This is a genomic window from Huijunlia imazamoxiresistens (assembly GCF_037132455.1).
GTDB lineage: Bacteria > Bacteroidota > Bacteroidia > Chitinophagales > Chitinophagaceae > Flavisolibacter > Flavisolibacter imazamoxiresistens.
This window is the reverse complement of record NZ_JBBBEI010000009.1, coordinates 199,963-215,724: the sequence shown is the minus strand read 5'-3', so window position 1 is coordinate 215,724 and position 15,762 is coordinate 199,963. Positions and strand designations below refer to the sequence as shown.

At 57.6% G+C, this 15,762-nt stretch carries 10 protein-coding genes; 2 read left to right on the top strand and 8 right to left on the bottom strand.

The genetic code is table 11. The features are described from left to right. Nucleotides 1-181 precede the first annotated feature (181 nt). Complete coding sequence (locus tag V9K67_RS13330) at nucleotides 182-1,225, top strand: NAD(P)-dependent alcohol dehydrogenase (RefSeq protein ID WP_336723222.1); 1,044 nt, start codon at nucleotides 182-184, stop codon at nucleotides 1,223-1,225. Nucleotides 1,226-1,227: 2 nt separating this feature from the next. On the opposite strand, the gene V9K67_RS13325 is transcribed toward V9K67_RS13330, so the two are convergent. The 8 genes from V9K67_RS13325 to V9K67_RS13290 form a co-directional block, all read right to left on the bottom strand. Beyond that, entirely contained in the window at nucleotides 1,228-2,508 is a 1,281-nt protein-coding gene (locus V9K67_RS13325) for an FAD-binding protein (RefSeq protein ID WP_336723220.1), read from the bottom strand. A gap of 118 nt (nucleotides 2,509-2,626) precedes the next feature. After that, entirely contained in the window at nucleotides 2,627-4,513 is a 1,887-nt protein-coding gene (locus V9K67_RS13320) for a hypothetical protein (RefSeq protein WP_336723219.1), read from the bottom strand. A gap of 397 nt (nucleotides 4,514-4,910) precedes the next feature. Continuing rightward, nucleotides 4,911-5,423, bottom strand: a complete 513-nt coding sequence (locus V9K67_RS13315) for an endonuclease V (RefSeq protein ID WP_336723217.1) — start codon at nucleotides 5,421-5,423, stop codon at nucleotides 4,911-4,913. A 94-nt stretch (nucleotides 5,424-5,517) separates the two neighbouring features. Beyond that, nucleotides 5,518-6,420 (bottom strand): ROK family protein, encoded by a 903-nt coding sequence (locus V9K67_RS13310; RefSeq protein WP_336723216.1) that lies wholly within the window; start codon nucleotides 6,418-6,420, stop codon nucleotides 5,518-5,520. A 450-nt stretch (nucleotides 6,421-6,870) separates the two neighbouring features. After that, nucleotides 6,871-7,299, bottom strand: coding sequence for a response regulator (locus V9K67_RS13305; RefSeq protein ID WP_336723213.1), 429 nt, complete (start codon nucleotides 7,297-7,299; stop codon nucleotides 6,871-6,873). A gap of 192 nt (nucleotides 7,300-7,491) precedes the next feature. Further along, nucleotides 7,492-7,722 (bottom strand): hypothetical protein, encoded by a 231-nt coding sequence (locus V9K67_RS13300; RefSeq protein WP_336723210.1) that lies wholly within the window; start codon nucleotides 7,720-7,722, stop codon nucleotides 7,492-7,494. A 116-nt stretch (nucleotides 7,723-7,838) separates the two neighbouring features. Next, the gene (locus tag V9K67_RS13295) at nucleotides 7,839-9,677 is read right to left on the bottom strand and encodes a patatin-like phospholipase family protein (RefSeq protein WP_336723209.1); all 1,839 of its coding nucleotides are present in this window, start codon (nucleotides 9,675-9,677) and stop codon (nucleotides 7,839-7,841) included. A 202-nt stretch (nucleotides 9,678-9,879) separates the two neighbouring features. Next, on the bottom strand, nucleotides 9,880-11,664 hold the full coding sequence (locus V9K67_RS13290) for a thiamine pyrophosphate-requiring protein (RefSeq protein WP_336723206.1): 1,785 nt from the start codon (nucleotides 11,662-11,664) through the stop codon (nucleotides 9,880-9,882). A gap of 689 nt (nucleotides 11,665-12,353) precedes the next feature. Here V9K67_RS13290 and V9K67_RS13285 point away from each other — a divergent pair. Beyond that, complete coding sequence (locus V9K67_RS13285; protein ID WP_336723203.1) at nucleotides 12,354-15,632, top strand: glycosyl hydrolase; 3,279 nt, start codon at nucleotides 12,354-12,356, stop codon at nucleotides 15,630-15,632. Nucleotides 15,633-15,762 lie beyond the last annotated feature (130 nt).

The following is a 15,762-nucleotide window of genomic DNA, read 5'->3' as shown; positions in this document are numbered from 1 at the left end:
GCCGGAGGCGAGGAGAAGGTTCAAATTTCAAAGGAAAGGGTCCAAATTTCCGGCTCCGGAAAGAAGGCTCATTGTAAACAAGCACACTATACATATTTAATTTACCGCAGCCGTGCGCTGGAAGGAATGGGAAGAACTGGCCTTCTATTTGTGCCTCTGCTCCTTTTAAAAATTTACGTGTATGATACCTGCCAAAGGCTATGCCGCCTATACCGCCACCGAGCCCCTGAGATCCTATTCGTTCGAAAGAAGAGCGTTACGACCGCATGACGTCCAGATCGACATCCTTTATTGCGGCGTTTGCCATTCCGACCTGCATACCGTGCGCAGCGAGTGGGGCCCCAGCGCCTACCCCTGCGTGCCCGGCCATGAGATCGTGGGAAGGGTGGCCGCCGTGGGAGAACACGTAAAGCGCTTCAAGGTCGGGGACCTGGCGGGCGTGGGCTGCCTGGTGGACTCGTGCCGGGAATGCCCGCCCTGCAAACAGGGCCTGGAGCAATACTGCGAAGAAGGCGCCACCTTTACCTACAACAGCCCCGACCGGGTGGACGGCACCAATACCCTGGGCGGCTACTCAAACGTGATCGTGACCGACGAAAGCTTCGTGCTGCGGGTACCCGACCGGCTGGCGCTGGAAGGGGTAGCCCCCCTGCTGTGTGCCGGCATCACCACCTATTCGCCGCTGCGCCACTGGAAGGTGGGCAAGGGCCACAAGGTAGGTATCCTGGGCCTGGGAGGGCTGGGCCACATGGCCGTAAAATTCGCCGCCGCTTTCGGGGCCGAGGTTACGATGCTCAGCACCTCCCCTTCCAAGGAAGCCGATGCCCGGCGGCTGGGAGCCCACCGCTTTGCCCTGACCAGGGACCCGGAACAGGTAAAGGGACTCAAAAAATATTTTGATTTCATCATCGATACCGTATCGGCGCCGCACGACTACAACATGTACCTGAACATGCTGAACACCGACGGCGTGATGATCTGCGTGGGTGTGCCGCCCACCCCCACGGAGATCCTGGGCTTCAACCTCATTTTCCACCGCCGCAGCATTGCCGGCTCGCTGATCGGCGGGCTGCCCGAAACCCAGGAGATGCTGGACTTCTGCGCAGAGCACAACATCGTTTCCGACGTGGAGGTGATTGCCATCAAGGACATCAACGAGGCTTACGAACGGATGCTCAAAGGCGATGTCCGTTACCGGTTTGTCATTGACATGGCTACTTTGTAGCGCTAAGAGAAAATATAGCGCTCCAAAAAATCATTGCGGAACTTGCCCGTGGGGTCGTACGCATGGGCAAGTTCCTTAAAGTCGGGCAGCCGCTCGTAACGGGATTGGACCAGGGAGGGCGACAGGGTGAACAGCTTGCCCCAGTGCGGCCTCGGGCGGAAGGGCGCCAACTGCTGCTCGACCAGCGGCAGCAGTGCCATCACCGCGCCGATGTGCTGCTTCCAGGTAAAATGAAAGGCGGCCGAGGGTTGTTTATAAAAAGGGCTCAGCCAGTAGTCATCGGCAGCTATGGTGCGAACCTCGCTGATAAAGAGGTGGGGCGCCAGCAGCTCCTGCAGTTGCGCGATCGCCCGCATCGCTTCATAGGCATGCTCCAGCGGCACAAAGTATTCCGACTGCAGCTCGGCGCCGGCGCTGGGCTTAAATCCCATTTTAAAATGGGGCAGCCGTTCGTACCAGGGGCCCGGGATCCCCAGCTGCTCGGTTACATTCACTGCCGACTCCCCGGCAATGGGATGCATCGTTTCCAGGGCCAGCCGGGCGCCCAACAGTTCAGGAGCAGGGGTGTCCGGTCCCCCTGCCCGCTTCTTGATCCACACCTCGCCGATATTTTCCTTTTTCCAGTCGGTAAACAGGCTCACGCTGTAGCCCTCTTCCTGGAGCGCGCCGAACTGATCTTTCAGGGCCGCCATCGGCAGGTCCAGGTACACCAGCTGGCGCAGGTCAAAGGAGGGCTCCAGGTCCAGGGTGACCTTTGTTACTACCCCCAGCCCGCCCAGGTGCACGACGGCACCTAAAAACCGCTCGCCGTCCTTTTCCCGCGACAAGCGGACGACCTCGCCCTGTGCGGTCACCAGTTCAAGGGCGGAGACCGCCGATGCCAGGCTGCCGTTGCGAACGCCCGAGCCATGGGTGGCCGTGGCGCAGGCGCCCACCACGGTAATATGGGGCAGGGAGGCCAGGTTGGGCAGGGCATAGCCCTGCTGGTGCAGGAAGGGCGCGAAATCGCCGTACCGGGCGCCCGCCTCCACCGTCAGGGTATGGGCGGCGGTATCCAGCGCCACCACCCGGTCCAGGGCCTGCAGGGAAACCAGCTGTTCCGTGCTGTCGGCAACCGGATTGAACGAATGCCGGGAGCCCAGCACCCGGAGCTTGCGGGAGCGGCTGACCACCTCCCGGACCTCTTCGACCGACCGGGGATACGCTACGTTGCGGGTGCTGTAGGTTAAATTGCCGGCCCAGTTCTTCAACGGCCCGCCCGCCTCCGACGTTCTATGGTGCATATTCCTCCTGTTTTTGCCTGCAATGCTATGAAAAAAACAGACCAGCCAGCCCTGGCGGTGCGCCCATCGCCCTCTTTGTGCGGGTAGGTAAGCCGAAGAAAATTATTTACCGCCCATTTTATTCATTCCGCATCCTGAAAACCCGGTACCCCTCCACCGCCAGCGAATCCTCAGCCGCCTCCCGCACACCTCCGGGCGCCGGCACCCCGGCCTGCAACAGGATATAATCCGGCTTGTATTCCTGAAGAAACCGCCGCATCACGGCTTCCTCGCTCAGTCCTTTCAACTGCGGTTCCTTTCGAACAACGTATTGGTAAAAGCTGGACAGCTTTAATGCATTCTTTTTCATCCCGGTCCAGTTCCTGGAGGTGTCAGCAAGTAAAAAAGGGGTGTTCAGGCATTCTATAATGCACCCGTCGCACAAATAAGTGACGACAGGCAGCGGGTACCGGAAGCGGGTGTTCACATCCAGTAGGTTCCGGAATCCTTCCGGGCGGTTGTAAAAGAAAAAAGTCGCCTGTTTCTTCACCGTCAGGAAACTACGGAGCCGTGCCACATCGCCTGCGGCCATCTTCCGCACATGAAAGCTGAATTGATAGTTTCTCAGGACCAGTGCTGCCAGCAACAGCATTGCCGCCGCCTGCACCGGCCTCCAGGGCGCCTGTGTCAGGTACCAGTAAAGCACAACCGCTATGCTGATGGCGGTCACAATGATGACGATATTATAAAAAAACTGGAAGCTGTCATACAGGAAAGGTTCGGCGATTACCCAGAACAGGAGGCCGGACAAAAGCAGCAGCAGGCTCCAGGCCACCTCGGGCGCCCGCACAAAACGCGTCACAGCCGCCTTACCCCCTTGAACGAACAGCCCTGCCGCCACCAGGGCTGCAAACAGCAGCAGGGTGAAAAAATCCGCTTTCTGCCGGTACAATTTTTTAAAAAACAGTGCCGGCAACTGTTTAACCAGGGCGCCGGCGCCCTGTCCCTGCGGCACGAGGCTGTCACCGGTCTGCGGCATCAGCAGGGAATAAAAGATAAAGAAGAAAACCACGGCAGCGAAACAGGCGGCGCCTCCCACCATCATTTCTTTAAGCCGCAACTGCCCCTGAAGCGCACAAAAACCTGCAAACAAAACCACGCCGAACCCGAAAGCAGGCCCTATATTCAAAAAGGAGATCCCGGCGATCGCTACGAATATCCATAACGCATTCACATCTTTGCGGAACACCAGCTGAAAGCTGCCGGCGATAAAGCAAAGCGGCCATAAGGTCTTGGGGTAAAAGGCGGGGGCAACGTTGTACCCGTAGGCGAAGCCTTTGAAAAACACCAGCAGCAACAGGAAATAAATAAAGGGTCCCGGCGGCTGCTGAAACCTGTTGCGCACATACCCGGCCACTCCTGCCGTGGCAATGATCGCCAGCAGCGGGTATACCACCAGCAGCAGGGCATAGTGAGCGGGGACAAAGCTGCACCTTGCGATCAATGCGGTTACCCAGACGTCCCCGTAATGATAAGGATTTACCGGCCACTCCTTCTGGAATAAATATTCCGGCGTGGAAGCCTCTACGCCTGTGTAGTTCAGGTAATCGGCCAGTCTTGCGTAATACAGGGGATCACCGGCTACATACCGGACGTATGTTGCATCCGGCGATAGAAAACCCTGCAGGTAGTAAGCCACGAAGATCCCGATGCCTGCCGCTATCCAGGGCAATACCTTTCGGCCCTCCACGGTTTTTTCGCCGGCATCCTGGCGGACCTGGTGAACCAGCAGGAGCAGCAGGAAGGGAATGCAGGACAGGATGGTTTTACCACCCGAAACAAGGAGGGCATAACAGGAGGTCAGGAGCAACAAGCCGGTGAGGCAATACCAGAAGAACTGTTCCAGCTCGTTGGCAAATGCGTTTTTTTTACAGATACGGAAAAGCAGCTTCCCGCTTACGTACATAGAGCTTATGGAAACAACTAAAGCAATAATACACCTGAACACGATCAGCGCTGTCAGCATTGGAGTTCCGTTTTCGTTTTCACCCGCTTGTCCTATGCTTGCGAAGCTACTATTAATAACCGGACCGGCGCCGTGTTTCCGGCCCGTATCCTGTTGGAACCTGGCCGGGTACGCACTAATGGCCTGCAAAGCAAACGAGGTATTCCACTACGATCAAAGCGGGCAGCAGGAAAGGCAGTCCCAAGGAAAACCAGGGTCCTAACTGGTATAATCGCAGCCTGAACATTTCGCTGCTGGCTTGATTGAAGGCTTTGTCAACGAGTGGCCCGAGATTATAAAACAGGTTGGCGACCAGCATCATAAACAGGTAGCCGGCGCCCTGGAAAAAAGTGGTGAACAACGTCGCCTCGAAATTATTGTCGCAGGGAGCAATAAAGGTGCTATTGCCAAGCCGATGTTAGCCACGGTTATTTTCCTTTGTTAACCTATCCAACGTTTTCAATAACGTTGGTATCCTGTTCAGCCCTTTCATATTTTGCACCAGCCTTGTCGCTTCGTCGAGGTCTATACCAACAGAAGTTATGTAAAGCGGTCTTATACTGTTACCTCTTTGAAGTGCTCTTTTATTTTTGTCCAGCGTCGCAAAATTTGTTTTGGAAACGCCGATGATGGGTATCCGGCCGTTAAGATGCCTGTGCAAATGCGCCCCTAAACCAGGTTTTTCATTATCGTCCAAATACACATACCCGTCCACTATAATCGCTTCAATATCCTTAACTTCAATTTTATCGAGCAAACTTAAAATGCAGGGCAGCTCTCTTTTATAAAACGCACCTGATTGATACGCTTCCATGTTTTCCGTTATTTCCGAGTAGACTTTAAAACTTTCCTCGTCGGCCCAGTTGTCAAACGAAATACAAACGGTCTTCGCTTTGTTATCAAAGTAATAGGTGTCAAAAGCTAAAATCACTTATAAACTTTTGAGGTCCGTTAAACTACAGGTTGATTTTATTTTAAACTCCCATGCTTCCTGCTGCTTCAACAACGAATGATCCGCCATTTGACTATCCTGCCTGTGCCCGGCAATCCTTGATCCAGCAGCTGACGGCGCCAATCAGGGCCGCTTTTTCCCAGAGCCCCGGCGTGTATATTTTGACCGGTCCGGCCTCCAGCAAACGGTGCAGCTGGGGGAAAAACAGGTCGTGGGCCCGGCTGATATTGCCGCCAATGATCACCACGTCGGGTTTCTCAAACCGGATGAACCCCTGTAAAAACAGGGCGAGGTTTTTGGCAAATTCCGCAAATAGCTGCTGCAACAGGGCATCCTCCCGGCCCAGCTTTACCAGCTCCGCCACCCCGCTGACCTCTTTGCCGCTCAGCTCGCGGTACCGCTCTACAAACCAGCGGGTGGACAGGTAATCTTCCGCAATGCCCTCGCGGAAGTCGGAGGAACCCAGGTTCAGGTCCTCGGCAAAGCCGTTGAGGCTGCGGGCGGTGCCCAACCCCGTGCCCAGGGTCACCGCAATAGCGGTGCAGGCTCCTTTGGCGGCCCCGGCAATCACCTCCCCTTCCAGGAAGGCTTCGGTATCATTGCGCATCTGTATATTGTCCCGCTCCAGCGAAAGCTTCCGGGCCAGGAACTGCTTCACGTCCTCGCCAAAAATCGAATCGTACTTGTGCATGCCCCGGATCAGGGCTACTCCTCCCTCGTAATCAAAAGGACCGGGCAGGGCAACGCCTAAATAGCGCAGGGGCGCCGGCCACCGGCTGATGACCCGCTCCATGGGGTGGTACCAGCTTTCCAGCACTTCCTCCGTGGTGCCCTGGGCATTCACCAGGCTGCGTTCCAGGGTGCCTTCCACCACCGCCCCGGCCTGGAGGTCAACAATGGCGGCGGTGATATGGGTGCCGCCGATGTCCACACCCACGGCGTAGGATCCGCTCATAATGGGGTCGTTTGCTTGCATAAACTATCAATTATCGGGAGCCGCAGGCAACGGCTGCGCTCCTTTCTCCTGTAAGGTAGGAAGAAGTCCGGCAGGTTGCCTGTTTTCAGCGCGGCGAAAAAAGCCTCCGGGCAAAATTTCCCGGGGCGCCTAAAGTTTACGCTCCTTTCATAAGACGGAAAGGAGTAAAGCAGTAACATATTTGGCAAGTAACGTACGCATATAGCAAGCTGAAGCATTTTGGTAATCGAACGTATTCCCCAAAATATCCTTTTGGCCAGACAACAGGGGCATAATGCCCTAACGGTCAAAGCAAAGACAAAAAGGGAGTAGCTGCAAGTTAGTGAGGGGAAAAGAGGGGATGGAAGGGGGTAAAAACCAAATAGAGGGGGTGAAACGGTCAAAAAAGCCCCCTGTGGAAACAGCGGACCAGAACGATTGCTTGCTATGAGAATTTTTTCAAAAAGGCTCCTAAGCGGAACGGGCTTGGTGCAGGATAATATGTTTCAGTTTCTGTATGAGCCGCTCTATTTCCCAGGGCTTTTCAAAAAACAGCTGTACGCCGGCCCCGTAAGCGGCCGCCACATGTTTCGCCATGCTGGAGCCGCTCCACATGATCACCGGTATGTTGTTGTAGAGCGGGTGGGCCTTCAGCCGCCGCACGTATTCGATCCCGTCTTCCCGGGGCAGGTTATAATCGATAAAGATCAGCGCAGGCCCGGTGCCCTCGATGGTTTCCAGCAGCTCCTCCCCATCGCACAGGCAGTGCAGGGAGGCCAGGGGCGCCGCCGTTGCCAGCGCTTCCCGGAACAAACAGCGGTCATCGGCATCGTCATCAACGAGCAGGATGCTGGGACCGGCAGGAGCATCCACCCGGGGCAAATGGGAAACAGATGGCATAACGGATCGTTTAGCGGTGAGGAAAAACCGGGAAGTTCCCGGCCGGGAGCGGGCATTGCTGTTCGCCGCCACTCCCGGTATGCAAGGTAGAAAGGGGCAGGCGGTAAGGCAGGGGAACCATCATGAAAAAAACAGGGGTAAACCGTTCATGCGCGCAAAAGGGCAGTGGCCATCACCCTGGAAGCCGGGCGTTTATCCCGGTTGGGTATTCGATTGGGAGGAGGGGCCTGCCTTTTTCCGTAAACGCTTCCGGAGGGCATCCTGTTCGCTCAGCATCAGGACGCGTTTCACCTTGTACTGCTCCCAGTGGAAGGTAACGTCTTCCTGCCCCAGGTCCTCGGTCTGGAAAAACGTAACCTTGCCTTCGCCATAAATGTTCAGGCTGCCGGTTTCGCCTTTCCGGAACGGAACAGCCCTGCCCATTTGCAGGAATTGCTCTATCTGCCCCTTTATCCGCTCTTTATCGCCTAGCGTTCCCAGCAGAAAGATGGCGGCACTCAGTGCGCCCCTGAAAAACAATTCCAGCTTGTCGTTGTCGTTCAGGTTGAAGTTGAGCCAATGAATATGGCCGGTATCGATGCTGCGGACGGTTTTTTATAGATGCTGTGCCGGATGATGAAATCGCGGTCGTAAAAGAACCGCATGGTGGATACCATGGCGCCCAGCATGCTGGGAAAGGTTTTGATCTTATGGGAAGCCGCATCATCCTCAAATTCCAGCTTAATGCCGAAGGTGGGTTTCAGCGGAACAGGGGAATCTGTATTGGAAAAAATGTTGATCGGGAAATTAGAGAGGACGCCCCCGTCTACCATTACCACTTTGGCATCATCGGCGCTTATGCTGTCCAGGTTTTTACTGAGGCTCGCCAGGTTGATCCATTCCGCCTCGATGGCGCTTTTCTGGGCCGGGTCGAGTTCAATTTCAAAGGGCCGGAAAAAGAAAGGCACCGACATGGAGGCCCGGGCATACCGGGCGGGGGATATGCTGAAGTCCTCGCCCCAATACATTTTATGCATCGCCGGGAATTCCACCTTGATGCCATTGGTGATATCCGAACTGACCACGGCGATCTCTTTGTCCATCGGCGTTTTAAAATCTACCTCCACCAGGGGGGCGGTGCTGTTCTTCAGGCGGATGAGGTTGTAAAAGACCGGCAGCAGCAAACGCGCCTGCTGCTGCGCCAGCAGCTGGAGCTGCTCCTCCCTGCGTTCTTCCGCCGGGCTTTCATGCGTTTCTTTTTCCGGGACCGGCAGCTGCCGGGCCAGCCGTATGACGCGGTCGTTCAGCTGGTTGATGTCCGCAAGCAGGTCGGGACTCACCTGCTGGTTGTTCCGGATATGCTCCAGTTCGCCGAGGATGGCGGAATATTCCCGGAAAAAACTTCCGTCCTGCCGTTCCCTTACCGTCCCCCCTTCCGTCGAGGGGGCCCTGGCAGGCCGGTACTCAGGGCCCAGGCAGATCCGTTCCTGCTGCAGCTTGTTTTTCAGCGCCGATACATGATGGATGCCGTTCTCCTCCAGCTTTTCCCGGATCCATTCTTCAAAATCCATTCCCGGGTTGATGCCGTTGCCGGCCCTGCGCTTCCACAAACTCCTGATAAAAAGATACTGGACGACCAGGTACCCCAGGAAAAGAAAGAACAGGGTGCTGCTGATGCCTGTAACCCATCGAAGCGCTCCCTGCAACGGCGCACCGGGAGGCGTCACGGCCAGGCCAATGCCGGCAATCAGTGTAATGGCCAGCACGATCACACTGATCAGAACGCGGCCTTTCACCCTGCGGTAATAACTTTTGATCATTTCAAAATCCACGGTCCCGGTAAAGGTGCGCAGTAAAATTTCCCGCCACCGCAGATCCCCGTCCACCAGGTCGGCCAGCTCTTTCCTGGACAGGTATTCCAGCAGCTTTTCCGAGCGGGTCTCATAATAAGCTTCCTTCTTTATTTTATTGGGATCATAAACCAGCTCATCCTCCAGCACCGGGTGGCTTTTGCGATAGGCTTCAAAATTGCGCTGCAGGCTGTCCATCTCGGACCGGGTGGATACCGCGTTTAACAGCAGGGTATTGATGGTGCCGGCACTGGTGCCTGCCATTTTGGTAAAGGCGATGCCCATTTTTTCCAGCACATACGTATAGCCGGCCAGGGCGATGCCATGGACGCCGCCGCCTTCCTGCACCAGGTCCACATACTGGCGGCCCTGGTTATCCACCACGTCCGAAACAATAAACGGGATGCGGGCCGGTCCCGGTTTTTGGGGTGCCGGCCAGTCTTTTTGCAGGAGCTCGTTGGGGGCGTCGTACAATTGCTGTAGGGCGTCGATCAGCGGCTGTACCGCTTCCGTAAAGTCGTTTACCTGTAAGGGGTCATTGGCGGGCATAAGCGTAATCGTTTAAGGCCATTCCATCTCTTTCGGGGGAACGGGCATGCAGGCAGATAAATATCGGCAAAGCCCATCAATATTAAAAATAGGCTTCAGGCCTTTCCCTCGTTCATTAAGGTGAAGGTTGGCAGCCGTCGCCATTAGCGTTCGTTAACGAAAGTAGCGCCCGGGAAGACGAGGTAACCGGCGGTCCGCTCCGTTATTTCTTGGGAAAATATTCCGCCCAGACATCTTTGGCCGATTGCCGCACGATATCCCAGCCGTCGCTGTCGCCCTTAAAAAGGGCGGCGGCCATGGATTTCACCTGCTCCAGGCCTACATGCGGCGGGGTGACGGGTACGTTGGGATCGACATAGACGTTCAGCACCACCGGCCGGTCGGCGGCCAGCGCCCTGTCCAGCGCCGCCGGCACCTGGCCGGGCTGGTCCACGCGGATGCCTTCCAGCCCCAGCAGGCGGGCATATTCTTCATAAGCGAAGTCGGGCATTTCCTGGGAAGCGTTGAACTTCGCATCCCCCGCCATTGCCCTTTGCTCCCAGGTAACAAAGCTCAGGTCGCGGTTGTTCAGCACCAGGATGACCAGGCGCGGGTCCTGCCAGCTCTTCCAGTATTTGGATACGGTGATCAGCCCGTTGATGCCCAGCATTTGCATGGCGCCGTCGCCGATCAGGGCGATGGCTACCCGCTCGGGGTAGGCAAACTTGGCGGCAATGCTGTACGGCAGGGCCGGGCACATGGTGGCCAGGTTGCCCGACAGGGAGGCCTTCATGCCCTTGCGGATTTTCAGGTCGCGGGCAAACCAGGCCGCCGCCGTACCGCTGTCCGCCGAAATAATGCAGTGGTCGGGCAGCCGGGGCGAGAGTTCGTGGAAAACGTATTGGGGATTGATGGGATCGGCGCTGTTCTGCGCCCGGGCCGCCAGGATCCGCCCCCACTTTTCGACATTGCCTTCAATGGTTTGCCGCCACGCCCGGTCTTCCTTCCGTTTCAGGTAAGGGATCAGGGCCTGCAGGGTGGTCTTGCTGTCGCCCTGCAGCAGCACGTCCATGGGATAGCGGATGCCCAGCATGCCGGCATCGATATCGATCTGCACGCCTTTGGCCTGCCCTTCCTTGGGCAGGAACTCGGAATAGGGAAAGCTGGAGCCCACCATCAGCAGGGTATCGCAGCCCGACATCATATCCCAGCTGGGGCCGGTACCGATCAGCCCGATAGAGCCGGTCACGAAGGGCAGGTCATCGGGCAGCACGGCTTTGCCCAGCAGGGCCTTGGCCACGCCGCACCCCAGCAGGTCGGCCACCTGGAGGAGCTCTTCTTCGCAGCCTTTAGCGCCGGCGCCCACCAGCATCGCCACTTTGTTGCCTTCGTTCAGCAGGGCCGCCGCCTTTTGCAGGTCCACGTCCTGCGGCAGCACCCGGGGCGACCGGTAACCTACGCTGGAATGGATGGTGCCGTGCTCCCGTTTGGGTTCTTCGTAGTCCAGGTCCTGCAGGTCGTTGGGAAAGATGATACAGGTAACGGTTCTCTTTGCAAGGGCGATGCGGAAGGCCCGGTCCACCAGGTGTCGCACCTGGGAGGGTTGGGTGGCCATCTGCAGAAAATCGCCGGCCACATCCTTGAACAGCGAAAGCAGGTCCACCTCCTGCTGGTACTGGCCGCCCAGGGCCGTGCGGGCCTGCTGCCCCACCAGGGCCACTACGGGCTGGAAGTCCATCTTGGCATCGTACAGGCCGTTGAGCAGGTGGATGGCGCCGGGACCGGAAGTGGCCAGGCATACGCCCACCTCGCCGGTGAATTTGGCGTGGGCGCCCGCCATGAAGGCCGCCATTTCCTCGTGCCGTGTTTGAATGAACCGGATGTGCTCTTGCGCGCCGCGGAGGGCCGCCATAAAGCCGTTGATGCCGTCGCCGGGATAGCCAAAGATCCGGTCCACGCCCCATTCCTGGAGCCGGTTGATCACATACGCTGCCACTGTCTGTGCCATAGATCCGTTTTAGAGGAGGTATAGCCAACAAATATTACACCACGGGCCTGCTGCTGCGGGCCGGATGCCGCATCAGGCCTTACCCTTACTGCGCCGCGCAGCTATACTCTTAACGCTTCTGTTTTAAAATAGATTCACCTTCAAAAACGGGGCATTCGCCGAAGGAACAGGCAAAAGCCCTAAACGGCGTTCTATCTTTGACTGGTCAAACGATCCGATACCTGTTGAAAAACTGAATATCCAAAAACAATATCCAAAAGTCCAAACCGACCGTTTCCATTATCCAGAAAAAGCCCGTTTTATCCGTAAGTACCTTTTGAAAATGTCCAGATCCTGAAAAACCAAAGGCGTCCTTATCCTAACTGAACAAATTCTTCAACGCCTTATAAATCTTCCCCTCCCTCCGGAGGGGATTTTTATTTCCGGGGATAGCGGTAAACCAAAGGGGTGTGCTGGCAGTAACCTTTATGAAAAGGGACTACCTGCCCCAGGGGACTGAGGCCCAGCCAAGGGAGCAATGTGTTCCGGTAGTTCATGATGGTAAAATATAGATGAAGGGGGATGCCCTTCGCGGGCCAAATCCTTTCGGACAAAGTACGCCCAAAAGAAAAAGAGCGCTTCGGCGAGGCGTACATTTACCTCATCAAAATGTACCAGAAAAAATGAGGCCCCCGGTATCCCCGCCCCTGTTGAAAAAGAATCGATTGCTGCTCTGTTTCAGCCTCCTGCTGGGAGGCTGCGCCACCCATTTTCATCCTCCTGCCGGCGGGCGGCTGTCCGACGCCCTTTACGGGTTTGAGCATCCCCAGGACAGTACCCGCACCAAGGTATGGTGGTTCCATGGCGAAACGGAAACCACAACGGAAGGCATCACCGCCGACCTGGAAGCCTTCCGGCAGGCGGGCGTGGGCGGGGTGGTTTATTATGATCAATCGCATGGAAAAGCCGAAAATGCCCTGCCCGGGTTTTCGCCGGACTGGTGGCGGATGCTGCGGTTTTCCGCCGAAGAGGCAAAGCGGCTGGGACTCACCTTCGAAGTGCACCTCTCCAACGGTTACGTAGCCGGCGGCCCCTGGATCGACCACGAAAACAGCATGAAGCGACTCACGGCCACCGAAACCCTCGTCCGGGGCGGCGGCCGCTTCACGGGCCGGCTGGAAGCACCCACCAACACCTATAACTTTTACCGCGACGTGGCCGTACTGGCCTTTCCCGCCCCCGCGGGAGCAGGCACCAGCTCGGCTACCGAAGGGGTCCGCCTTTCCTCCAACGCCGAAGGCGTGGACCTGGAAAAGCTATTCCACCCCAGGGCCGCCACGCTGACGACCATCGCCCCCAAAGAGGAAGGCATTTATATCAACCTGGAATTCCCCAAAACCTTCGAAGCCCGCAGCATTACCTACGAAGTACAACCCAAGGGCAAGGCCACCTCCAGCGCCACCAATGTACCCGGCCCGCCCGGCCCCACCTTCGTGGGCACCGGTTACCGCCTCCTGCCCGACCTGGGACAGCTGGAAGCGTCGGCCGACGGGATCCATTACGAAAAGGTCTGCGACCTCAAACCCATTTACCGCGCCCATGAAAGCTGGCGCCAGAAAACCATTTCCTTTGCCCCGGTAACGGCCAAATACTTCCGGCTGCATTTCCACGACTGGTGGGAAAGCGGCGAAAAAAACCGCGACCTCCGCATCGGCCCCATCGTGCTGCACTCCGCCGCAAAACTCGACCAGTGGGAAGAAAAGGCAGGCCTGTTCTCCGAGTATATCGAGGCGGATCGAACGCCTGCGTATAGCCGCCCGGAGGCCATCGACGCCCGCAGCATCATCAACCTTACCGGCAAGATGGATACTCTAGGCAACCTAATCTGGGACGCCCCTCCCGGCAACTGGATGGTGATGCGGTTCGCCTACGTGCCCACGGGCGCTTCCATCAAGCACGGGCGGAAGAACCTGATCGGGAAGGAATGCGATAAGCTGTCGGCAAGGGCCGCCGAACTGCACTGGAAAAACTACGTGGAGAAAATCGTGGACTCCCTAACGGTTACCCATAGCGGCAGCATATCGGGTGTGGCCATGGACAGCCATGAAGCCGGCGCACAAAACTGGACGGACAACTTTATGGAGGAGTTCCGGTTGCGCCGGCAGTACGATCCCCTGCCCTACCTGCCTGCCCTGGCGGGCTACGTGGTGAACGGCGTACGCGAATCGGACGGCTTCCTCTTCGACGTACGCCGCAACATCGCCGACCTGATGGCCGACAACTATTACGGCACCTTCGACCGCCTCTGCCGCGGGAAGGGCCTCACCTTCACCGCCCAGGCCATCGGCAACGCCCTCTGCATCCCCGGCGACCCGATTTTTGCGAAAAGCAAAGTAGCGAAACCGCAGGGAGAGTTCTGGGCCATCCATCCCGACGGCAACTACGACATCAAGGAAAGCGCCTCCGCCGCCCACCTCTACGGCAAGCCCATTGCTTCCGGGGAGGCGTATACCGATGCCCGGTACAGCGCCTCGCCGGCCGACCTGAAATCCCTGGCCGACTACGCCTATGCCTTCGGCATCAACGAATTCGTGGTCTGCGCCTCGGCCTACCAGCCCTGGCTCAACAAGCTGCCGGGCAGCACCGGCGGGGGCCGGCACTATGCCATCAACCGCAACAACAGCTGGTGGCCCTACAGCCGCCCCTTTTGGGACTACCAGTCCCGGGTCGCCTACCTGATGCGGCAGGGCCGCCCCGTGGCCGGCCTGTGCGTGTACCTGGGCGAAAATGCCCCCGTAAAGATCCTCACCTACCGGCTGCCCGATATCCCCGGCGGCTTTGACTTCGATGCCTGCACCACCGACGCCCTGCTCACGCGCATGCAGGCCCGCCCGGGAAGGATCGTGCTGCCCGACGGCGTGGACTACCAACTGATGGTGCTGCCCCGCAACGGCGACCTCACCCTGGACGCCCTGCGCAAGATCGCCGCCCTCGTGCAACAGGGCGCCAACGTGTACGGGCCCAAACCGGCCCGCTCCGGGTCGGGCAGGGACCGGCAAAAAGATGCGGAATACCAGCGGCTGGCCGATGCCCTGTGGGGAAAGGTTCCGGGCAGCCAGGGCGTGCAGGCGTATGGAAAAGGAACGGTGTACTGGGGCGGCACGCTGGCGGAAGCGATGCAGCAGGCCGGCCTGTTGCCGGATGTGGCCCTGGAAAAAGGGGATACGAAAAGCGCCAAAATTTACTTTGCCCACCGCCGCCTGCCCGATGGCGACCTGTATTTCCTGGACAACCACAAAGATGCCCCGGAAGACCAGCTGTTTACCTTTGCCGCTACGGGCAAACAGGTGCAGTTCTGGAACGGCGTAACGGGCGAGCGCTTCGCCCTCCCGACCGTTCGTTCGGATGGACAAACGGTAACGGTCCGCCTGGGGCTGGCGGCCCGGGAATCGGGCTTCGTGGTGGTTACGGACAAAGCGGAGCCGCTCCCCTCCCGGCCCGGCGCCGCGGACCGGGCCGAAGTGGTGGAGGGCCCCTGGAAGGTGTATTTCGATGAAAAGATGGGCGGGCCGGGCGAACGCAGCTTTCCGCGCCTCGTGGACTGGACCCAGCAGGACGAGCCCCAAATAAAATATTATTCCGGAACGGCGGTCTACAAAAAGACGCTGTCGCTGGATCCCGGCGGCGACCGGGTCTACCTGGATTTGGGCAACCCTCGTTTCATTGCCCGGGTGCGGGTCAACGGGCAGGAAGCCGGGGTAGTGTGGTGTTCGCCCTGGCAGCTGGAGATTTCAAAGTATGTACGGAAGGGGGAAAATGAAATCGAGATCCACGTGGCCAATTCCCTGATGAACCGGATGATCTACGATGCCGGGTTACCGGAGGAAAAGCGCATCACGTATGCTTATCCGCTGATCGCCACGCCACAGGATGCCCTGGAGCCTTCGGGCCTGCGGCAGGTGCAACTGCTCTTCCGTTCGTTAAAATGATGCTAATGGTGTCTTCCGGACACGCATATACTTTTTTATAAGCCGGGGCCTGCCTATTTTCGCCCTGGTTTTTCATAGGATATTGGATTTAATACGGGGCTGAATTTCTATTCGGGCCCTTTTTTTTGCC